The organism is Actinomadura physcomitrii (assembly GCF_008923205.2).
GTDB classification, from domain to species: Bacteria; Actinomycetota; Actinomycetes; order Streptosporangiales; family Streptosporangiaceae; genus Spirillospora; species Spirillospora physcomitrii.
Map to the genome: position 1 here is coordinate 80,794 of NZ_WBMS02000020.1, position 20,345 is coordinate 101,138.

At 74.1% G+C, this 20,345-nt stretch carries 20 protein-coding genes; 11 read left to right on the plus strand and 9 right to left on the minus strand.

Annotated elements, in window-relative coordinates; all coding sequences use genetic code 11:
* Positions 1 to 202 precede the first annotated feature (202 nt).
* Complete coding sequence (locus tag F8568_RS24860; protein WP_151596103.1) at positions 203 to 865, plus strand: TetR/AcrR family transcriptional regulator; 663 nt, start codon at positions 203 to 205, stop codon at positions 863 to 865.
* A 110-nt stretch (positions 866 to 975) separates the two neighbouring features.
* On the opposite strand, the gene F8568_RS50580 is transcribed toward F8568_RS24860, so the two are convergent.
* Positions 976 to 1,245, minus strand: coding sequence for a helix-turn-helix domain-containing protein (locus F8568_RS50580; RefSeq protein ID WP_202125305.1), 270 nt, complete (start codon positions 1,243 to 1,245; stop codon positions 976 to 978).
* A 175-nt stretch (positions 1,246 to 1,420) separates the two neighbouring features.
* On the opposite strand from F8568_RS50580, the gene F8568_RS50585 reads away from it, so the two are divergent.
* The 10 genes from F8568_RS50585 (at position 1,421) to F8568_RS24915 (ending at position 12,481) form a co-directional block, all read left to right on the plus strand.
* Entirely contained in the window at positions 1,421 to 1,732 is a 312-nt protein-coding gene (locus tag F8568_RS50585; protein ID WP_151596104.1) for a hypothetical protein, read from the plus strand.
* Positions 1,729 to 1,926, plus strand: coding sequence for a hypothetical protein (locus F8568_RS50590; protein ID WP_151596105.1), 198 nt, complete (start codon positions 1,729 to 1,731; stop codon positions 1,924 to 1,926). Before F8568_RS50585 ends, F8568_RS50590 begins: the two co-directional genes overlap by 4 nt.
* Before the next feature lie 335 nt (positions 1,927 to 2,261).
* Positions 2,262 to 2,618 carry an ArsR/SmtB family transcription factor gene (locus F8568_RS24880; protein WP_151596106.1) on the plus strand — a complete coding sequence of 119 codons (357 nt, stop codon included), beginning with the start codon at positions 2,262 to 2,264 and terminating at the stop codon, positions 2,616 to 2,618.
* 209 nt (positions 2,619 to 2,827) lie between these two features.
* Positions 2,828 to 3,313: an NADH-quinone oxidoreductase subunit B family protein gene (locus tag F8568_RS24885; RefSeq protein ID WP_151596107.1), complete on the plus strand. Its 486-nt coding sequence runs from the start codon at positions 2,828 to 2,830 to the stop codon at positions 3,311 to 3,313.
* Entirely contained in the window at positions 3,310 to 5,385 is a 2,076-nt protein-coding gene (locus F8568_RS24890) for a proton-conducting transporter transmembrane domain-containing protein (RefSeq protein ID WP_151596108.1), read from the plus strand. The genes F8568_RS24885 and F8568_RS24890 overlap by 4 nt, the downstream gene beginning before the upstream one ends.
* The gene (locus F8568_RS24895) at positions 5,382 to 6,338 is read left to right on the plus strand and encodes a respiratory chain complex I subunit 1 family protein (RefSeq protein WP_151596109.1); all 957 of its coding nucleotides are present in this window, start codon (positions 5,382 to 5,384) and stop codon (positions 6,336 to 6,338) included. Before F8568_RS24890 ends, F8568_RS24895 begins: the two co-directional genes overlap by 4 nt.
* On the plus strand, positions 6,335 to 7,012 hold the full coding sequence (locus F8568_RS24900) for a hypothetical protein (protein ID WP_151596110.1): 678 nt from the start codon (positions 6,335 to 6,337) through the stop codon (positions 7,010 to 7,012). The genes F8568_RS24895 and F8568_RS24900 overlap by 4 nt, the downstream gene beginning before the upstream one ends.
* Positions 7,012 to 8,493, plus strand: coding sequence for a proton-conducting transporter transmembrane domain-containing protein (locus F8568_RS24905; protein WP_151596111.1), 1,482 nt, complete (start codon positions 7,012 to 7,014; stop codon positions 8,491 to 8,493). The genes F8568_RS24900 and F8568_RS24905 overlap by 1 nt, the downstream gene beginning before the upstream one ends.
* A complete protein-coding gene (locus F8568_RS24910) occupies positions 8,490 to 10,058 on the plus strand; it encodes a hydrogenase large subunit (protein ID WP_151596112.1) in 1,569 nt (522 codons plus the stop codon). Before F8568_RS24905 ends, F8568_RS24910 begins: the two co-directional genes overlap by 4 nt.
* A gap of 95 nt (positions 10,059 to 10,153) precedes the next feature.
* On the plus strand, positions 10,154 to 12,481 hold the full coding sequence (locus F8568_RS24915; protein ID WP_151596113.1) for a glycosyl hydrolase family 95 catalytic domain-containing protein: 2,328 nt from the start codon (positions 10,154 to 10,156) through the stop codon (positions 12,479 to 12,481).
* A gap of 82 nt (positions 12,482 to 12,563) precedes the next feature.
* Here the strand turns inward: F8568_RS24915 and F8568_RS24920 are convergent, their stop codons facing one another.
* The 8 genes from F8568_RS24920 to F8568_RS24955 are packed head-to-tail and all read right to left on the minus strand — an operon-like array spanning position 12,564 to position 20,326.
* Positions 12,564 to 13,601, minus strand: a complete 1,038-nt coding sequence (locus F8568_RS24920; RefSeq protein ID WP_151596114.1) for a LacI family DNA-binding transcriptional regulator — start codon at positions 13,599 to 13,601, stop codon at positions 12,564 to 12,566.
* Positions 13,598 to 14,674: a Gfo/Idh/MocA family protein gene (locus F8568_RS24925; protein WP_151596115.1), complete on the minus strand. Its 1,077-nt coding sequence runs from the start codon at positions 14,672 to 14,674 to the stop codon at positions 13,598 to 13,600. The genes F8568_RS24920 and F8568_RS24925 overlap by 4 nt, the downstream gene beginning before the upstream one ends.
* A 13-nt stretch (positions 14,675 to 14,687) precedes the next feature.
* Positions 14,688 to 15,566 carry an amidohydrolase family protein gene (locus F8568_RS24930; RefSeq protein WP_151596116.1) on the minus strand — a complete coding sequence of 293 codons (879 nt, stop codon included), beginning with the start codon at positions 15,564 to 15,566 and terminating at the stop codon, positions 14,688 to 14,690.
* Positions 15,563 to 15,910 (minus strand): L-rhamnose mutarotase, encoded by a 348-nt coding sequence (locus tag F8568_RS24935; protein WP_151596117.1) that lies wholly within the window; start codon positions 15,908 to 15,910, stop codon positions 15,563 to 15,565. The genes F8568_RS24930 and F8568_RS24935 overlap by 4 nt, the downstream gene beginning before the upstream one ends.
* Positions 15,907 to 16,398 (minus strand): VOC family protein, encoded by a 492-nt coding sequence (locus tag F8568_RS24940; RefSeq protein WP_151596118.1) that lies wholly within the window; start codon positions 16,396 to 16,398, stop codon positions 15,907 to 15,909. The genes F8568_RS24935 and F8568_RS24940 overlap by 4 nt, the downstream gene beginning before the upstream one ends.
* Before the next feature lie 4 nt (positions 16,399 to 16,402).
* A complete protein-coding gene (locus F8568_RS24945; RefSeq protein ID WP_202125306.1) occupies positions 16,403 to 17,668 on the minus strand; it encodes an ABC transporter permease in 1,266 nt (421 codons plus the stop codon).
* The gene (locus F8568_RS24950) at positions 17,658 to 19,298 is read right to left on the minus strand and encodes a sugar ABC transporter ATP-binding protein (RefSeq protein WP_151596119.1); all 1,641 of its coding nucleotides are present in this window, start codon (positions 19,296 to 19,298) and stop codon (positions 17,658 to 17,660) included. The genes F8568_RS24945 and F8568_RS24950 overlap by 11 nt, the downstream gene beginning before the upstream one ends.
* A 38-nt stretch (positions 19,299 to 19,336) precedes the next feature.
* On the minus strand, positions 19,337 to 20,326 hold the full coding sequence (locus F8568_RS24955) for a sugar ABC transporter substrate-binding protein (RefSeq protein WP_151596120.1): 990 nt from the start codon (positions 20,324 to 20,326) through the stop codon (positions 19,337 to 19,339).
* Positions 20,327 to 20,345: the final 19 nt, after the last annotated feature.

The window sequence follows — 20,345 nt, forward strand, 5'->3', positions numbered from 1 at the left end:
TCTCCCTTGATGAGCGGGCCGGATCAGATCCGCCGCGGCCTGATGGCCCTGGCCGGGGAAGGGCAGTGGAGGGTCACTGGATCCGGCCGACGAAACCGTAGTGTGCACTACCGTTTGATAGGAGAATGGAGCCGACCGCCGCCGATGTCAAGCGCCGGACGCCGCGAACCGCCTGGTCAGCCGATCGAGCAGAATGAGGCCCATGAGCACCCGCGAGCCGCCCGCCGACCTGACGATCCGGCCGCCGCAGCAGCGGCGCAGCCGCGAGGCGTGGGCACGGGTCCTCGACGCCGGCGTGGCGATCATCGAGGAGGGCGGCTACGAGGCCTTCACCATCGCCGCCGTCTGCGAACGGGCACAGGTCGCACCGCGGGCGATCTACGCCCGCGCCGACACCAAGGACGCCCTCTTCCTCGCCGTCTACGAACACGGCATATCCCGCATACGAGCCGATCAAGCGGTCTTCGACGACCCCGACCGCTGGACGGGCCTGCCGCCGCACCGTGCGGTCGGTGAGGCGATCCGGGAAATGGCCCGGATCTTCACCCGGCACGCCCGCTTCCTCGGAAACATCGTGCTGATCGCCGGCGCCCACCCCGAAGTCCGCCGGCGCGGCGGCGTCAACGCCCGAGCACTCGGCGACCAGTTCGCCTCACTCGTGCTGACGCACCGCGACCACATCACTCACGACGACCCCGAAGAGGCCGTCCGCACCTGCTACAACACCATCTTCTCGACCCTGGCCATCCGGGTCGCCTACGGTCCCGGCTTCGTCGCGCCCGCCACCGACGACGCCGCCTTCGCCGACCAGCTCGCGGACGTCGCCGCACGCTTCCTCCTCGGGGCTCCGCAGCCACGGCCCTGACGACCAGGGGACTTCGTCCTCCGGGCGGTGACGGCCGCGGGGCCCGCTCCAGCCGCGGATCAGTATGCGGTGGTGGCGGGCGGCCTTGCGGCGGTGCCGTCTCGAGGTCGTCATCTCGGGGGTCTGTTGCGTCTTCTGTATTCCGTGGGGGTCAGTCCGACGAGGGTCCTGAAACGCCGGGCGAAGTACGTCGGGTCGTCCCAGCCGACGGCGGCGCCGACGCGGGCGGCGGGCAGGGGCGAGTTCACCAGCAGCGCCGCCGCACGCTCGGCCCGAAGCCGGGCCAGGAAGCCCCTCGGCGTCGAGCCGGTGCACTGCGCGAACAGGCGGCCGAGGTAGGCGGGGTCCAGGTTGACGGCGCGCGCGAGGCCAGCCGCCACGGCTCGGCGGGCGCGGCTTCGAGCCGCGCGATGGTCGCGGCCACCGCGGGGTGGACGGCCGGTGCGTCCACGCGGCGGTCGGCGGTGAGGGCGGCGCCGACGCCGTCGGCGTCCGGCACGCCGCCAGGGCGCGGAGCCTCGCCACCGCCGCGTCGGCGTCCGGGTCGCCGACGCCGTGGCGCGGCGCCGGACCGACCGCGACGACGCGCCCGCCGGCCTCGGCGAACACGGCGAGCCTGCGTGCCGTCTCCCCTTCGAGCACCGTGCACGCGGGAAGGAGGACGGTGCCGTACGACTCGTCCGCGACCTCCAGGCGTCCCCGCGCGACGTCGGCGCGCTGCACGGAGTCGTCGTCCACGACGTCGGCGTCGATGCCCAGCCGGTCGAGCACGCCGGGCAGCCCGCGGAGACCTGGCCGTCGGCATCCGCGACGGACGCCGCGCGCTCGGCGGCACGGCACCGAGCGCATGGGCGCAGCAGGCGGTGAGCCGCCTCGAAGCGATCGCGGCCCCGGTGTTCGCTCAGCAGGAGCCGCTCGCGCCCCGCAAGGCCACCGCGATCCGGCCGCTGGCCCTGTGCCTGGCCCGCGAGGCGGAGGCCGCCCGCGCACCCGCCCTCGGCGACCCGTTCCGCGGCGTCGCCGTCGGCATCACCCTGCTGGAACGAGACACCATCGACTGAAGCCCCCTCCACCCCCGTCGTGACCCGCATCGGCACGTCGCGCCCGTGCGCCGAACCGCCACACAGACCGGGCTTTTCCGGCACGTCTCCGTTATTCTAAAGTTAGCAATTGCCTAGGTCGGCAGTTCGGAGCGCACTCCGGACGGCGCGTCGATCAGGCGCGGGCGTTGAGGCTCGTGCATCACGGCGTACGGTGGGGCTCGGTGGATGTCCGGGCATTGGTCATGACGGTGGGACGGGCCGGGCGACCGGGCCTCGGCGGACGGGCGGGCACGCCGCACCAGGCCGCCTGATGGCGGTGCCGGCCCGGAGCCGGTGAAGGGAGATGGGGCACTGTGAGCGCGCCGCTGTACCAGTTGAAGGCGGAGTTCTTCAAGACGTTGGGGCATCCGGCCCGGATCCGGGTGCTGGAGCTGCTCAGCGAGCGCGACCACGCGGTGTCGGAGATGCTTCCCGAGGTGGGGATCGAGCCGGCGCACCTTTCGCAGCAGCTGGCGGTGCTGCGGCGGGCCGGTCTGGTGGTGTCGCGCAAGGAGGGGTCGACGGTGATCTACTCGTTGACCAGCCCGCGTGTGGCGGAGTTGCTGGCGGTCGCCCGGGCGATCCTGACCGGGGTGCTGTCCGGGCAGGCCGAGCTGCTGGACGATCTGCGGGCGGCCGGCGCCGGAGCCGGGGGATCCAAGCAGGCCTGAGGTCGCGATGCGGCGCGGGTGATCTCTCAGGTCACGCCGCGGTCGTCTCGCTGAGCCCGCCTGAGGATGCGCAGCGGTATCCCGCCGGGCTGAGGGGCGCTCCCGGGCGAGGGAGCCGCCTGTTGTTGAGTTGCTAACGTTGGCAATTGCGCAGGACGGTAGTATTCCTGCGGGTCGGTGCCCTTTGGGCTCTTACATAGAGGACGTACGTGAAAGATCTGCTGCGCAAGATCCTCAAGACCGGCCGGGTGGCCGAGGACGCGCCCGACCGCCCTGAGGCGGCCTCGCCGGACCGGACCCGTGCGCTGGGCGGATCGGTGCAGGTCCGGCACGTCGACGCGGGGTCGTGCAACGGGTGCGAGGTGGAGATCGCCTCGGCGTTCGGACCGGTGTACGACGCCGAACGGTACGGGGCCCGGCAGGTGGCCTCGCCGCGGCATGCCGACGCGCTGATGGTGACCGGGCCGGTGACCCGCAACATGGAGATGGCGTTGCGCCGCACCTATGAGGCCGTGCCGGAGCCGAAGGTCGTGGTGGCGGTCGGTGACTGCGCGCGCAACTGCGGAGTGTTCGCCGAGGCGTACGGGGTGGCGGGCGCGGTGGGGGACGTGGTTCCGGTGGACGTCGAGGTGCGCGGTTGCCCTCCGGAGCCGGAGGCGATCGTGGCGGCGCTTCGGGGACTCACCGGCCGATGAGCCTGACGGGCGCCGCGTTCGCGGTGGCGATGGGGTCCAGTGCGCTCGCCGCGGCGGCAGGGGCGGCGCTGCCGCGGCGAGCCCGCCGCATCACCGCCGGCGCGGGGACGCTCGCCGCCGGCGGGGCCGCGGGGGTGGCGGGGGTGGCGGCGATGGCGGGCCGCTCTTGGGGGACGTGGCTCCCCGACGTGCTTCCCCTCGCGGGGGTGCGGTTGGCGCTCGATCCGCTGAGCGGAGTGTTCCTCGCGGTCACGGGCGCTGTCGCGGTGTGCGCGGCGGTGTACGGCGTCGGGTACGCCCGCCCGGGGAAAGAAGCCGCCGGCCACGGCCCGGGCGGTCTCGGGGTGGACGGCCGGGTCGCTCAGGCGATGGTGCCGCTGTTCGTGGCGGCGATGCTGCTGGTGCCCGCGGCGGCGAGCGTGAGCACGTTCCTGGTGGCCTGGGAGCTGATGGCGCTGGCCTCGCTGCTGCTGGTGGCGGCCGAGCATCGGCGGCGGGCGGCGGTCGCCGAGGCCGGACTGTGGTACGCGGTGATGACGCATCTGGGCTTGGTGGTCGTCCTCGCGGGACTGGCGGCGTTCGCGGCCGAAGCGCACGGCGAGACGTTCGCCGCCATGCGGGCGGCCTCCGCCGGCCTGTCGCCGGCGGTCCGCGGGGCCGTGTTCGTGGCGACCTTCGCCGGGTTCGCGTCCAAGGCGGGCATCGTGCCGCTGCACGTCTGGCTGCCGCGCGCTCACCCGGAGGCGCCGAGCCATGTGTCGGCGCTGATGAGCGCGGCGATGGTGAACCTGGGCGTGTACGGGATCGTGCGGGTCGGCCTGGACCTTCTGGGCGGCGGACCGGCCTGGTGGTGGCTGCTGGTGCTGGCGGCGGGCGCGGTCTCGGCGGTGTACGGCATCTTGCAGGCGGCGGTGGCCGCCGATATCAAGCGGCTGCTGGCGTACTCGACCTGCGAGAACATGGGTCTGGTGCTGATCGGTGTCGGCGCCTGCGGGTTCTTGCGGTCCTCGGGTGCGGGTGCGCTCGCGGCGCTGGCGCTGACCGCCGCGCTGCTGCACGTGGTCAACCACGCGGGCTTCAAGACGCTGCTGTTCCTGGCGGCGGGATCGGTGCTGCACGCCACCGGGACCCGCGATCTGGACGCGCTCGGCGGGTTGCGGTCGCCGATGCCGGCGACGACCGCGCTGTTCGGGGTGGGGGCACTGATGGCGTCGGCGCTGCCGCCGGGCAACGGGTTCGTCTCCGAATGGCTGCTGCTGCAGAGCCTGATCCACGCCCTGCCGTCGGGAGGGACCCTCGCCGCGGTCACGATGCCGCTGGCGGTGGCGGCGGTGGCGTTGTCGGCGGGGCTGGCGATCGCCACGTTCGTCCGGGCCTTCGGGGTGGGCTTCCTGGCCCGGCCGCGCACGCCCGCGGCCGGGCGGGCGCATGAGAGCCCGCCGTCGATGGTGACGGGCATGGCGGTGGCCGCCGTCTGCTGCGTCGTGCTGGCGCTGGTCCCCGGCCCGGTGGCCGGCGGGCTGTCGCGCGCGGTGGCGGTCGCGGTGCCGGGGCCCAAGGCGGTGACCGGCCCGGCGGCGGACGCGGGGACGCTGCATCTGGCGGGGCTACCGAGCACGATGTCCCCGCTGCTGATCGTCGGCGCGTTGCTGGCGGCGGTGGTCGCGCTGGCCGCCGTGCTGCGCGGTGCCGCCTTGCGGCGCACCGAACGGCTCGCGCGGAGGCGGGCGCGGCCGTGGGACTGCGGGGCGGGGCCGATGTCGGCGCGGACGGAGTACACCGCGACCTCGTTCGCCGAGCCGTTGCAGCGGGTGTTCGACGACGTGCTGGCCCCCGAGACCGATGTGGACGTCACACCGGTGGCCGAGTCGGCGTATCTGGTGGACAGCGTGACCTACCGGGCCCGGGTGGGCGACAGGGTGGAGCACCGGCTGTACCGGCCGGTACTCGCCGCGGTGGCGTGGGCGGGACGGGCGGCCCGGCCGCTGGCCAACGGCAGTGTCCACCGCTACGTCGGGTACGGCTTCTACGCCTTCACCGGCGTGCTGGTCGCTCTGGCGGTGCTGCGATGAGCGTGACGGTCGCCGGTTCGGTCGGCGCGGCCGCGCAGGTGGTGCTGGTGGGGGCCGGGGCGCCGCTGCTGGTGGGGCTGATGCGGCAGGTGCGGGCCCGCTTGGAGGGACGCGCCGGGGCCGGCGTGCTGCAGCCGTGGCGGGACCTGCGCAAGCTGATGCGCAAGCAGCCGATCACGCCGGACGGGACGGGCCCGGTGTTCCGGGTCGCGCCGCTGCTGCCGGCCGCGACGGCGCTGGTGATCGCCGCGGTGATCCCGATCGCGACGACGGCGTCGCCGCTGGACGGCGCCGCGGACCTGTTCGCGGTGACGGCGCTGCTGGCGCTCGGCACGGTGGCGCTCGCGCTGGCCGGGCTCGACACCGGCACCGCCTTCGGCGGGATGGGCGCCAGCCGCGAGACGACGGTGATGGCGCTGGTGGAGCCCACCATCCTGGTGTCGGTGTTCGCGCTGTCGGTGCGGGTCGGCTCCACCAACCTCGGCGCGATCGTCACCTCCACGCTGCACGAACCGCAGCGGGTGATCTCCCCCGTGAGCCTGCTCGCCGCCATCGCGCTGGCGGTGGTGACCATCGCCGAGACCGGGCGGATCCCGGTCGACAACCCCGCCACGCATCTGGAACTGACGATGGTCCACGAGGCGATGGTGCTGGAGTACTCGGGGCCGGACCTGGCGCTGGTGGAATGGGCGTCGGCGATGCGGCTGACGCTCCTGCTCGGCCTGGTCGCCAACCTGTTCGCCCCCTGGGGCGTGACCGGCGCGTCGATGGCGATGCTGCCGCTCGCGGTGGCGGCCTACGCGGCGAAGGTCGCGGTACTGGGCGGCGTGCTGGCCGCCGGTGAGGTGTTCATGGCCAAGCTGCGCATGTTCCGGGTGCCCGAACTGCTGGCCGGCTCCTTCGTCCTGGCCCTGCTGGCCGTCGCCGCCTCCTTCTTCCTGGTGGGTACGTGAACGACACCCTGTACGTGCAGCTTCTGGACCTGGCGTGCGGCGCGTTCCTGCTCGCGGGCGTGCTGGTGCTGTGGCGCCGCGACCTCGCCGCGATCGTGCGGCTGTTCGCCGTCCAGGGCGCCGCGCTGGGCGTGCTGGTCGCCGTCCTCGGCGTCCACGACGGCGACACCGAAGTGATCGGCCTCGCGGTGGGGATCGGGCTGCTGCGCGCGGTGCTGCTGCCCTGGCTGCTGCGGCGCGCGCTGGCCGCGAGCGGCGGCGCGGCCGGTCCCGCGGCGAACCGGGAGACCGCGCCGCTGGTGAACGTGGCCGCCTCGCTGGTGGTCGCGGCGCTGCTGGCGCTGCTCGCCTACGCGGTGACCCGTCCGGTGGTGGCGCTGGACCCCTCTCCGGCGGCGCACGCGGTACCGGTCGCGCTGACCGTGGTGCTGATCGGGTTCTTCGCCCTGGTGACCAGGCGGCGGGCGCTGTCCCAGGTGGTGGGGTTCCTGCTGGTCGACAACGGCATCACCGCGGTGGCGTTCCTGACCACCTCGGGGGTGCCGCTGATCGTGGAGGGCGGCGTGTCCCTGGACGTGCTGCTGGCGGTGCTGGTGCTGCAGTTGCTGACGGCCCGGATCCGGGCCGCGTTCGGCGACACCGACCTGGACGGCTTGCGGGAGTTGCGGGACTGATGACCGTGATGTTGATCGTCCCGATCGGGGCGCCGATCGCCGCCGCGGGCGCCTACGCGGCACTGGGTTGGCGGCGCGCCACGGCCTGGCTGGGCGCCGTCGCCGCCGCCGTGGTGCTGGCCTCCGGAGCCGTGCTGGCCGCCTCGACCGATGACCGTCCGCCCACCGCCCTGGACGGGCTGCTGCGGGCGGACGCGCTGAGCGCGTTCATGCTGATCGTGATCGGCGCGGTGGCGCTGCTCGCCATGCTCGCCAGCCCCGGATACCTGGCCGCCGAGAAGGCCGCCGGGCATGCCACCGGCCGCGACACGCGCCGCTACGGCGTCCTCACCCAGGGATTCGTCGCGGCGATGGCGCTGGGCGTGCTGGCCGCGAGCCTCGGCGTGCTGTGGGTCGCGGTCGAGGCCACCACGATCCTGACGGCGTTCCTGGTCGGCCACCGCCGCACCCGCAACGCCACCGAGGCCGCCTGGAAGTACGTGGTGATCTGCTCCACCGGCATCGCGCTGGCGTTCCTGGGCATCGCGCTGCTGCATTTCGCCGCCCGGCACGCCCAGGTCCCCTCCTCGGGATCGCTGGACTTCACCCAGCTCACCGCGTACGCCGGACGGCTGGACCCCGGCGTCACGCGGATCGCCGTCGCGCTGCTGGTGCTGGGCTTCGGCGCCAAGGCGGGCCTGGCGCCCCTGCACGCCTGGCTGCCGGACGCGCACAGCCAGGCGCCCGCGCCCGTGTCCGCGCTGATGTCGGGTGTGCTGCTGTCGGTGGCCTTCTACGCCGTGCTGCGGGTCAAGGTGATCGCCGACATCGCGCTCGGCGCCGGGTTCGTCCGGGTGCTGCTGCTGATCATCGCGCTGGCGTCGCTCGCGCTGGCCGCGGCGCTGCTGCTCGCCCAGCGCGACTACAAGCGGATGCTCGCCTACTCCAGCATGGAGCACATGGGCCTGCTGGCCCTCGGCGCCGCGATCGGGTCGCGGCTCGCCGTCGCCGCCGTGCTGCTGCACGTCCTCGGGCACGGGCTGGCCAAGTCCGTGGCGTTCCTGGCGTCGGGGCAGATCCAGCAGGCCGTCGGCGGCAGCCGGATCGACGCGGCCCGCGGACTGGCCGCCCGCGCCCCGCTGGTGGCCGGCGGGTTCGGCGCCGCCGTCCTGGCGCTGCTCGGCTTCCCGCCGTTCAGCCTGTTCGCCAGCGAGATCGGGATCTTCCGCGCCGGCTTCGACGCGGGGCTCGGCTGGGCCGTCGCCGCCGCCCTGGCGCTCCTGCTGCTCATCACCGCGTCCCTGGCCGCCCGGACCGGCCGGATGCTGCTCGGCGCCCCCAAGACCGGCCCCGGCGCCGCCACCCTCCCCTTCCGCCCCGCCGCGGCGGCCGGAGCGGCCCTCGTCGCGGGGCTGGTGGCCTGCGCCGCGCTCGGCATCACCATCTGGCCGCTGCACAGCCTGCTGGACCACGCGGCCGCGATCCTGGAAGCACACGGATGAACTCGCCCGACGACACCCCTCCCGACCGGCCCGCGGGACCACCGGTCGATCCGCCGATCGATCGGCCCGAACGCGTGGCCGCCGAGGTCGACACCCGCGTCCTGCCCGACCGGGCCGCCGCACTGCTGGGCGACGGGTTCCGGCTGGCCCTGGCCGCGGCCCACCAGGACCCGGACGCGCTGCGCGTGGTGTACCTGTTCACCAAGGCGAGGCACGGCAGGGACGATCCCGAGCGCCGTACCGAACTGCACGTGCGGCTCGACCCCGCCGACCCGGTGCTGCCGAGCCTGGCCCGCCTCAGCTTCCCCGCCGGCCGGTTCGAACGCGAGATGCACGACCTGTACGGCATCGTCCCGCAGGACCATCCGCTGCCGCGCCGCCTGGTCCGCCACCACCACTGGCCCCGCGGCTGGTACCCGATGCGCGACGACGCCGGCGCGCCGCCCCGGTTCGGCGACCCGGAGGGCCCCTACCCCTTCGTCCAGGTCGAAGGCCCCGGGGTCTACGAGATCCCGGTCGGGCCGGTGCACGCGGGAATGATCGAGCCCGGCCACTTCCGGTTCTCGGTCGTCGGCGAGACCATCCTCAAGCTCAAGGCCCGGCTGTGGTACGTCCACAAGGGCCTGGAGAAGCTGTTCCAGGGAAGGTCTCCGGCCGCCGCCCTGCCGATCGCCGAACGCGTCAGCGGCGACACCACCGTCGGCCACGCCCTGGCCTTCTGCCTGGCCGTCGAGGACGCCCTCGGCCTGCGGGTCTCCCCCGGCGTGCAGCGCATGCGGGCGATCCTGCTCGAGCTCGAACGGCTCTACAACCACGTCACCGACCTGGGCGCCCTGTGCAACGACGTCGGCCACTCCATCCTCAACGCCCAGTTCGGCCGCGTCCGCGAGCAGCTCCTGCGCCTCAACGCCCAGGCAACCGGGCACCGGCTGCTGCGCGGCGGAGTCGTCCTGGGCGGCGCGGTCCTGCGCGCCGTCCCCGACCCGGACGCGCTGCGTGCGCTCGAGGCCGACATCGCCGAACTCGCCGACCTGGCGCTCGGCCACACCGTGGTCGCCGACCGCTTCACCGGCACCGCCCCGCTGACCGCGCAGGCCGCCCGCGACCTCGGCACCCTCGGCTACGTCGCGCGCGCCAGCGGCATCGGCGCCGACGCCCGCCGCGACCACCCGTTCACCGACCTGCGCCCGGCGCTGACCGTCCCGACCGCCGCCACCGGCGACGTCCTGGCCCGCTTCCAGATCCGCGCCCGGGAGATCGCCGCCTCGATCGCCGTCGTCAGCGACCTCGCCTTCGGCATGTCCCCGGGCGCGACGTCCTACTGGCCGCCGCTCACCCCGCCGGCGGAGCCGGCGTCCGGCGTCGGCATCGTCGAGGGCTGGCGCGGCACCATCGTCCACCGCGTCGAGCTCGCCCCCGGCGGCACCCTCACCCGCACCAAGATCGTCGACCCCTCGTTCTTCAACTGGCCCGCCCTGCCGGTCGCCCTGGCCGGCGCGATCGTCCCCGACTTCCCCCTGGTCAACAAGAGCTTCAACCTCTCCTACGCCGGCAACGACCTGTAAGCGGCCCGTCCCGATCTTGTCCGGGTGACGGTGGCATGGGACAATCTAGTCAAACGATTGACTAGAGGGGAGCAGGGCTTGACGGGACTGAGAACGTGAGGCGCGGCTGGAAATGCGCGGCGGCGGTCGCCGGGGCCGCGGTGCTCGTCGCGGCGGGCGCGCCGGCGCTCGCACAGACGGCAGAGCCCGCGCGGACGACGGCCTGGCGGAACGGAGCGCTGCGGGTCGACACGGCCGGGGTGGTGTCGCGGTCGGACTTCGTGCTGGCGAAGCCGTCGTGGGAGTCCTACCAGAGCATGCCGCTCGGCAACGGCAGGCTGGGGGCGGCCCTGTGGGCGCAGGACGGGTTCAAGGCGCAGCTCAACCGCGCCGACACGTTCCCGAACCTGAAGTCGGCGGGGCAGCTCACCGTCCCGGGGCTGCTCCCGCTGATGCGGGCGCCCGACTACCGGGGACGGCTGCGGCTGTACGACGGAGAACTGGCGCAGCAGGGCGGCGGCATGTCCGCCCGCAGCTACGTCCGGGCGGACCGGGACCAGTTCGTCCTGGAGGTGACCGGAGCCGACCCGGACAAGGCGCAGACCGCCGACCTGCGGCTGTGGCAGGGGCGCACGCCGGCCGCCTACGCGCGGCAGGGCGTGGCGGCGCTGGCCGAGACGTTCAAGGACGCCGCGTCCGGAAGCCTGACCGGCGCCGTCGCGGCGATGACCGCGGACGGCCGCGGCGTCACCGCGAAGGTCGTCGACGGCCTGACGGTGCGTCTGACCTTCAGGCCGAACAAGGACGGGAGCTTCCGCATCGTCACCGGGGTCCCCGCCTACACCGGCGGCGACGTCGGCAAGGCGGCCGGCGCGGCGCTCGCGGGGGCGTCGGACGGCGCGCAGCGGACCGAGGCCTACTGGCACCGCTTCTGGCAGGGCGCGGCGCCCATGCGGATCAGCTCGCCGGACGGGACGGGCGAGTACATGGAGCAGTTGCGCGCGCAGCAGCTGTACATGACCGCGGCGACCATGCGCTCGGCGGTGCCGAGCAGCCACGGCGGCGTGATCAACATGTTCTCCCCCTGGCAGGACGCCGTGCACTGGTCGGCCGACTACTGGTGGCACTTCAACCTGCGCCAGCCCGTCTACACCAACCTCGGCGCGGACACCGAGGAGTACAACACCCCCTACTTCCGGCTCTATCTCGACCGGCTGAAGCAGATGCGGGACTGGACGAAGGGCCACTGGGCGGGGGCCGAGGGCGCCTGCGTGGCTGAGTACCTGCGCTACGACGGCACGGCGGAGGCCTGCGACAGCGAGCGGCCGCCGGACTGGCTGAACCGGATCGTCTCGACGGGCCCGGAGGTCGTGCACAACCTGTGGCTGCAGTACCGCTACACCCGCGACGAGTCCGTACTGGACGAGGCGTACCCGCTGATGCGGGACGTGGCGCGCTTCTACCTGTCGATCCTGCGCGAGGGCGGCGACGGGAAGCTGCACCTGGAGCATGTGAACGCGCTGGAGACGCAGTGGGACACCTCCGACCCCACCCCCGACCTCGCCGCCATGCGGGTGATCTTCCCGATCATCGCGGCGCAGGCGGACCGGCGCGGTGATGCGGCGCTCGCGCGGGACCTGCGCGCCGCACTGCCGAGACTTCCGGACTTCCGCACCGTCACCCGCAACGGCGAGCAGGTCATCGCGTGGTCGGGGACGGACGAGGCGTCGCACAACACGCAGAACCCCGACACCGAGCCGCTGTTCCCATGGGGCCTGTACGGCGCGGACTCGCCGCTGATGCAGGCGACGTTCCGCAACCGGGTGTTCGTGCAGACGCGCGAGTGGTCGGAGGACGCGCTGCTGGCCGCCAGGCTCGGCCTGGCCGGCGAGATGCGGAGCCTGCTCGTCCAGGGCACGAAGGACTTCCAGATCTTCCCGAGCGGGTTCGGCTCGCACGGCAAGAACGACGACCCGGCGAAGAGCACGAACTACTACAACGGCTGGAACGCGGTGGTCGGGTCGTCGCTGCAGGAGGCGCTCGTCCAGTCGTACCAGGGCGTGGTGCGGGTGGCGCCGGCGTGGCCGAAGGACTGGGACGTCGCCGGGTCCGTGCAGGTCGAGGGCGGCCACCGGGTGAGCACCGAGGTGCGCGGCGGCGAGCCGAACGTGGTCGGGATCCAGGCGGCCGGTGACGACACGCTCCGGATCGCCAACCCGTGGCCCGGGCAGAAGGTGCGGGTCGTGGACGGCGCCACCGGGCGGGGCCGGCCGCTCGCCGGTCCGACCGCCGCCGGGGTGATCCGGCTCGCGGTCAAGGGCGGGCACTCCTACCTGCTGGAACGGGTCGGCGAGCCGTACGCGTCGTTCCGGTTCCAGGGCGTCGGCGGGCAGCCGGCGACCGAGGTCAGGAGGCTCGGCGACCGCACCCTCGGCGTCGGCTGACCGAGCTTCGGCTGACCGAGCCCTCGCACGAGCGACGGCCGCGGTGCCCGGAGGGGCGCCGCGGCCGTCGCGTTTCGTCCGGCTACTTCGGCTTGGCGGTGGACTGCCGCATGACCAGCTCGATCGGCTCGCGCACGACCTCCTCCACGGGATGGTCGGCGGGCACCGACAGCAGCAGCCGGGTGGCGCGGGCGCCGAGGGCGCGCAGCGGCATCCGGACCGTGGTCAGCGGCGGGATCAGGTACTCGGCCAGCGGCAGGTCGTGCACGGCGACCACCGACATCTCGCCCGGCACCGCGACGCCGTGCGCGCGCAGCGCGCTGAGGACGCCGATCGCGGAGGTGACGTTGGCGACGAAGAGCGCGGTCGGCGGCTCCGGGCCGTCCAGCAGCCGGTGCACCGCCTGGGCGCCGCCCTCGGGCCCGTAGGTGCCCTGGACGAGGAGCCGCGGATCCTCCTCGACGCCCGCCGAGCGCAGCGCGGTGATGTAGCCGTCGCGGCGGCGGTGCGCGGTGTCGGCGCCGGCCGGCCCGCCGACGTGCGCGATGCGGCGGTGGCCGAGGTCGAGCAGGTGCTCGACGGCCATCCGGGCGCCGAGCACGTCGTCCAGGATGACGTGCCGGCCGGCGGCGGGGCCGCGGCGGTTGACGAACAGCCACGGCAGCCCGCGGTCGGCGAGCGTGGCCTGCTCCTCGTCGGTGATCGCGCCGCCGGCCAGCAGCAGCCCGTCGACGCGGCCCTGGCCGAGCAGGTCGAGGTAGCTCTGCGCGCCGCCGCGCCCGGCGGTGGACGAGCCGACCATGAGGGCGCAGCCCCGCTCCGCGGCCGCGGTCTCCGCTCCGGTGATGATCTCGGTGTAGACCGGGTTGGCGAAGTCGGGGATGAACAGGCCGACGGTGCCGGCCCGCGAGGTGCGCAGGCTGCGGGCGGCCGCGTTGGGCCGGTAGTCGAGCTCCTTCAGGGCGGCGAGCACCCTGGCCCGGGTCTCGGGGCGGATGTTCAGCAGGGGGTCGTCGTTGACGACGCGGGACACGACCGCCTTGTCGACGCCGGCCCGGCCGGCGACGTCGGCGAGCGTCACCCGGCGCGCGCGCCGGCCGCCCCCGGTGGACTGGGTCACAGTGGACGCGCCTCACCGCTATCGATGGATTCGTACAGTGCCTCGACCAACGCAAGCGTACCGAGATTGTCGCGCGCGGCGGTGGGAGACGGCTCGTCCTCGGCGATCCAGCGGAGCAGCCCCGCCATGGGCCCGGCGAACGCGCCGGGGATCCAGCGTTCGGTCACCGGGTAGGCCACCCAGCCGTCGGTGGGCGCGACGGAGCTGCTGACCTCCAGGGTGTCGGGGCGGCCGTGCGGGTAGTCGTACAGCAGGCCGAGCGTGCCGCGGATCGCGCCCTTGTCGCCGTCGATGCGGAACTCGGCGCGGAAGTCGCCGGTGCGGTTCTCGTGGTTGACGTGCAGGACCGCGCGGGCGCCGCCGTCGAACAGCAGCGTGCTCATGGTGCGGGACTCCCCCGCCTCGGCCTGGCCCGGTGTGCGGGACGCGGCGCAGAAGACGCGGGACGGGTCGCCGAGGATGCTGCGGACCGCGTCCAGGTAGTGGATCGAGTGGTACATGATCTCCAGCCGCTCGGAGCGGACGAGCCACGGCCAGCCGCTCCAGTCGGTCTTCACGTCCACGGTGAACGACATCGCGGTGGGGGTGCCGATCCAGCCGGCGCGGACCATGGCGCGGGCGGCGGCGATCCCCTCGTCCCAGCGGAGCTGCTGGTTGACGGCCAGGCGGCGGCCGCGCGCCTCGGCGAGCCCGGCGATCTCGCGGGCCTCGGCGAGGGTCGGCGCGAGCGGCTTCTGGCACAGCAGGTGCTTGCCGGCCTCCAGCGCCGCGCGGGCGATCGGCGGCTGCGCGGTCGGGACGACGGCGATGTCGACGACCTCGACCTCGTCGTCCTTCAGCAGGTCGTCGAGGGAGGCGTAGACGTACGGGACGCCGTGCCGGGCGGCGACGTCCTCGGCGCGGTCCCGGTCGAGGTCGTAGATGCCGCGGACGGGCAGGTCGTGGGAGCGGTAGGCGGGCAGGTGCGCGACGTCGACGATCGCGCCCGCACCGACGACGGCGATGGGGCGGCGATGGCGGCCGGGCACCGAGATCCGGGTCTCGGCGGCGATCGGGGCGAACAGGTCGAGCATGGGGCGGCTCCGGTCAGGCGGGTGTCGGGACGGCCCCGGGCCGGGCGGGGCCGGGGATGCGGTAGACGTCGGCGGCGGTGCCGCCGAGGACGCGGGCGCGGTCGCCGGGCGTGAGGGCGAGGTCGTCGAGGACCTTGGCGGTCTCGTTCCAGACCTTGCGGTAGCCGCCGGCGAGGACGGAGATGGGCCAGTCGCCGCCGAACATCAGCCGCTCGGCGCCGAACAGCTCGAGCGCGTGCTCGACGTAGGGGCGCAGGTCGGCGGCCGTCCAGGTGCCGTGGTCGGCGGCGGTGTTCAGCCCGGACACCTTGGCGTGGACGTTGGGGAAGGCGGCGGCGCGGGCGAGCAGGTCGGCCCAGGGGCGCCAGCCGCGCTCGGCGATCGGCGGCTTGGCGAGGTGGTCGATCACCAGCCGCAGGCCGGGGTGCCGCTCGGCGAGCATCGGCACGTGCTCCAGGTGGCGGGGCAGGACGGCGACGACGTCGAAGGTGAGGCCGCGCTCGGCCAGCGCGTCCAGCCCGTCGCGCAGGACGGGCTGCAGCAGCCAGTCGGGGTCCGGCTCCTCGTGGATGAGGTGCCGGACGCCGGCGTAGCGCGGGTCGCGCCGGTAGCGGTCGAGCGCTTCGGCGGCCTCGTCGGGGCGGGTGAGCGGGACCCAGCCGACGACGGCGCGGACGCGCGGCCAGCGGTCGGCGACCTCCAGCATGAAGTCGGTGTCGGCGTAGGAGTCGGCGGACTGGACGAGCACGGTCCCGTCGACCCCGCAGGCGTCCAGGTGCGGTCGGAGGTCGCCTTCCTCGAACGTGCGGTGGATGGGTCCCTGGTCGGGTGTCAGCCACGGGTAGGCGACCCGGTCCAGGTTCCAGAAGTGCTGGTGGGCGTCGATGATCACGGATGCTCCTCGGCTGCGGGCGGCGACTGCTGCTCCCGGAGGTTCCACACCTTCGCCAGCGCCCCGGTCCGGTCGTCGTCGCCCGGTTCGAAGCGGTCGACGAACGCGGCCATGTGCCGCTGCCACGCCTGGTCGGCCGGGTCGTCGGCGAGGATCTCCAGGGCTCTTGCGAAGTCGTCGGCGTCGACGAGGTGGAACAGGTGCCGGCCGCTGCGCCAGATCGTCCAGTCCCGGACCCCGGCCCGGCGCAGCGCGGCGAGCAGGTCGTCCGGGACGGCGGCGTGCTCGCGCTCGTAGGCGGCCTCCTGCCCCTCGCGCAGGACGCTGTGCAGCGCGATCCTCATGGCCGGCCTCCCGGGAGCAGGTGCGCGCGGTGCGGCGGCGGCTGGACGAGCTCGAGCGTGATGTCGTCGGGGTCCAGGAAGTAGCAGGCGGCGCCGCCGGTGTTGGCGCCGGCGGTGATGCGGTTGGGCGGCGAGACGAACCGGACGCCGAGGCCGGTGAGCCTTGCGTGCTCGGCGGTGATGTCGGCGACCGCGAACGCCATGTGCGCGGCGCCCGGGTGGTGGCGGGCGGGGTCCTGCCGCTCGCCCCTCGGCTCGACGTACTCCACCAGCTCCAGGTCGTGGGTGCTGACGTGCTCGCCCTTCCCGGGGACGGCGAGCTGGGCCACGCGCAGCCGCGCGTCGGGGTAGCCGACGAGGGACCGCGTGTAGGCGTTGTCCTGGTCCTGGACGTGGACGAGCTCCATGCCGAGGACGTCGCGGTAGAAGGCGACGGACCGGTCCAGGTCGGCGACGTGGAAGCTGAAGTGCCAGATCGCGGCGAGCATCCCGTCATCCGTCCTTCCGGTCGGCCGCGCCCCCGTGCGCGGACGCCACCACTTTCTCAGGCTCCGGCGGCGTCCCGTCCGCGCCGGGCGGGGCGGGCGGTCCGTCCTCCCGGATGCGCCGGGTCTGGCGGCGCCGCAGCGACACCGTGTACACCCCGGCCGCGACGATCAGCACGACGCCCTCGACCAGGCCCTGCCAGTTCGCACCGAGGTTGAGGATGTTGAACCCGTTCCGCAGGGTGATCAGGATCAGCGCGCCGACCAGCGACTTGGACACGCTGCCGAGGCCGCCGAACAGCGACGTCCCGCCGAGGATGGCGGCGGCGAGCGCGGTGAGCTCGAAACCGGACAGGCCGCTGGGGTTGATCGACCCGAGCCGGGCCGCGTAGAGGACGCCGACGAACGCGGCGACCGTCCCGTTGAGCACGAACGCCACGACCTTGTACCGGTCGACGGCGATGCCCGACAGCCGCGCCGCCTCGGGGTTGCCGCCGCTGGCGTACAGCCGCCGGCCGATGGTGGTGTAGCGCAGCACCCACGCCGCAACGGCCGCGAGCACCAGCAGGTACAGCACGCGCTGGGTGATCCGGATGGTGAAGATCGCGACCGGCGAGGCGGCGACCAGGACCACTCCGGCGGCCAGCGGCACCAGCACCCGCGGCGGGCGCCACTGCCGCGACCGGACGGCCCGCCACGCGCCGACCGCGAGCACGGCGAGCCCGGCGAGCAGGTACAGGTTCGGAGTGATCCACGAGCCGCCGTCGATGGCGTGCAGGCCGTCGCGGACCGCGCCGTCGGGCGCGGTGACGGTGCGGCCGTCGGTGACGATCAGCACGAGCCCGCGCACGGCGGTCATCGTGCCGAGCGTGACGATGAAGGCGTTGATGCCGACGTACTGGACCACGACGCCGTTCAGCAGCCCGATGAGGGCGCCGGTGGCGAGCGCCGCGACGAGCGCGGGCCAGAAGCCGATGTCGTCGGCCAGGCTCAGGCAGACCGCCGCGCCGAGCGCCGCGACCGCGCCCACCGACAGGTCGAAGTTCCCGCTGATCAGCACCATCGTGGTGGTGACGACCATGAGGCCGATCAGCGTGGTCTGGTCGAGGATGTTGGCGACGTTGGTGGGTCCCAGGTAGAACACCCGGCCCTGCGCCTGCCCGGCGAGGGTCAGGACCGCCACCAGCAGGACCAGGGCGTAGACGACGCCGGCGTTGCCGAGCCGCAGCGCGGCCGGAAGCCGCCACCGTCCGGGGGTGGTCTCAGTGCTCACGGGGCACCTCTTCTTCTCGGTTCGGGTCGGACGGGCGGCCGGCCTGGGCGGACCGGCCGGCGGACGGACCGGCGGACGATCCGGCGGGCGGTCCGGGCGGCGGTCCGGCCCGCAGGCCGTGGGCCAGCAGGAGCAGCTCCTCCTCGTCGGTCCGCGACGCGTCCCGCTCGGCGACGATCCGGCCGCCGCGCACCACCAGCACCCGGGTGGCCACCGACAGCAGCTCCTCGAACTCGCTGCAGACCAGGACGACCGCCTTCCCCTGGGCGGCGAACCGGCGGACGAGCCGCAGCAGGTCGGCCTTGGCGCCGACGTCCACGCCCGCGGTCGGCTCGTCGAGCAGCCAGACCCGGGTGTCGGCGTACATCCACTTGGCGAACACGACCTTCTGCGCGTTGCCGCCGGACAGCTCGCCCGGCACGGCGTCGACGCCGGCGGTGACGATGCCGAGGTCGGCGACCGCCCGCTCGGCCCGCGCCCGCTCGTCGGCGGCGCGCGGGACGAGGCGCCCGCGCGACAGCCGGGCGAGGTCGGGCAGCGAGATGTTCTGCCAGAGCGGCAGCCCGCCGTGCAGTCCCTGGCCCGCGCGGTCCTCGGGGACGTAGGCGATGCCCGCCGCTACCGCGGCCCGCGCCGAGCGCTTCACCGGGGCGCCGGCGACGCGGACGGTGCCGGTCGCGGACGGGTCGTCGCGGAACACCGCGCGCAGCAGCTCCGAGCGCCCCGAGCCGAGCAGCCCGGCGATGCCGACGATCTCGCCGGCCCGGACGTCGAAGGAGACGTCGCGCACGCCGGCGGCCGACGACAGCCCGGCGACCTGCAGGACGGCGGGGGCGTCCGGGCCGGGGCCGTCCTCGGCCGCGGCCTCGCCCGCGTCGCGTTCGGCGGCGAGCAGTTCCCGGCCGGCGACGGCGCGGACGAGCATGCCCTCGGTGACGTCCTCGGTGGCCTCGTCCAGGACGGTGCGGCCGTCGCGGATGACCGTCGTCCGGTCGGTGAGCTCCAGGATCTCGTCGAAGAAGTGCGAGATGTACAGGAACGCCGTGCCCTGCGCGGACAGCCGGCGCACCGCGTCGAACACCACCCGCCGTTCCTTCTCCGACAGCGACGCGGTCGGCTCGTCCATGATGACCAGCCGCGCGCCCGCCGCGAGCGACTGGAGCACCGACACCATCTGCCGCACGCCGATGGGCAGGTCGCCGGCCACCGCGTCCGGGTCGACCTCGTAGCCGAGCCGGTCGACCAGCGCGCCGAACTCGGCGCGCAGGCCGCGGGTCATGCGCCAGGCGCCCGGCCGGTCCAGGAAGACGTTCTCGATCACGCTCAGCGTGGGCACCAGCGGGACGTGCTGGTGGATGGTGGCGATCCCGGCCCGGCGCGCGGCACCGGGGTCACGCCAGCGCCGGTCCTCGCCCGCCCAGCGCAGCACGCCGCCGCTCGGCGGGTGCGCCCCCGAGATGATCTTGACGAGGGTGGACTTGCCGGCGCCGTTGGCGCCTACCAGCCCGTGCACGCTCCCCGGCCGCACGGCGAGGGAGACCCCGCGCAGCGCGCGCGTCCCGTTCGGGAAGGTCTTGGTGACGCCGTCCAGGAGCAGGAGCGGCTCGCCCGCCGGGCGGCTCTCGGCCATCGGTCCCTCCTTCGCGCCCGTGCCCGCCGCGGCGTGCCTCACCATTGCGGCAGGCAGTCGCCGACGTTGGCCTTGGTGATCGACGGGGTGTCGTAGGTGACGAACTCGGCGTCGTGCTTCTTGGCGCCGGTGAGCTGCTCGTGCAGCACCTGCACGGCGCGTTTGCCGAGGTCTTCGGGCTTGTAGCAGACCGTCCCGTACAGCTCGCCGCTCTTAACGCCGTCGATGCCGAGCTTGGAGCCGCCGACCCCGATGACGGCCGCCTTCGAACCCGCGGCCTTGACCGCCTTGGCACAGCCGACGCCCATGTCGTCGCTCTCGGCGTAGAACAGCTTGACGTCGGGGTGGGCCGCCAGCATGTTCTGGCAGGCCGACTGCGCCTTCTCCGGCAGCCAGTCGCCGGGCTGGCGGGCGACGACGTTCAGCTCGACGCCCTTCTCCTTGGCGGGCGCGAGGAAGTCGCGGAACCGCTGCTGGGTCTCGGCGAACCCGGCCGTGCCCTCGACGACCGCGATCGGACCGCCCTTGGGCGCGGCCTGGACCGCCAGCTCGCCCGCCTTGCGCCCGGCGGCGTACTCGTCCTGCGTCGCCAGCGCGACCAGGCCGGGGTAGACGTCGGTCAGCTTGCGGGTCTTCGGGTCGCCGACCTGCGACGCGACCGCGACGGTCGGGATGTTCGCCCGCTTCAGGTCGTCGGCCATGCCGGTGGCGACGCCGGAGTCGACGGGCAGCAGGAGCACGCCGTCGGGCTGCTGGCCGATGAGGTCCTGGACGTCGCTGGACTGCTTCTCGGCCTGGCCCTGCGCGTCCACCTCGATCACCTTGTCGCCGAGCCGGGCCGCCTCGGCCTTGATGCCCTTGGTGATGGCGGCGGGGAAGGGGAAGCTCTGCCCCAGCGTGGACACGCCGATGGTGAGGTCCTTCTTCTTGCCCGCGGCCTCCGACTCGCCGGCCTGCCCGCAGCCCGCCGCGAGCGCGGTCGCCGCGAGCAGGGCCGCCGCGGCCGCAAGGGTCCTTCGTCGTGCCATCGCGGCACCTCCGTTCTAA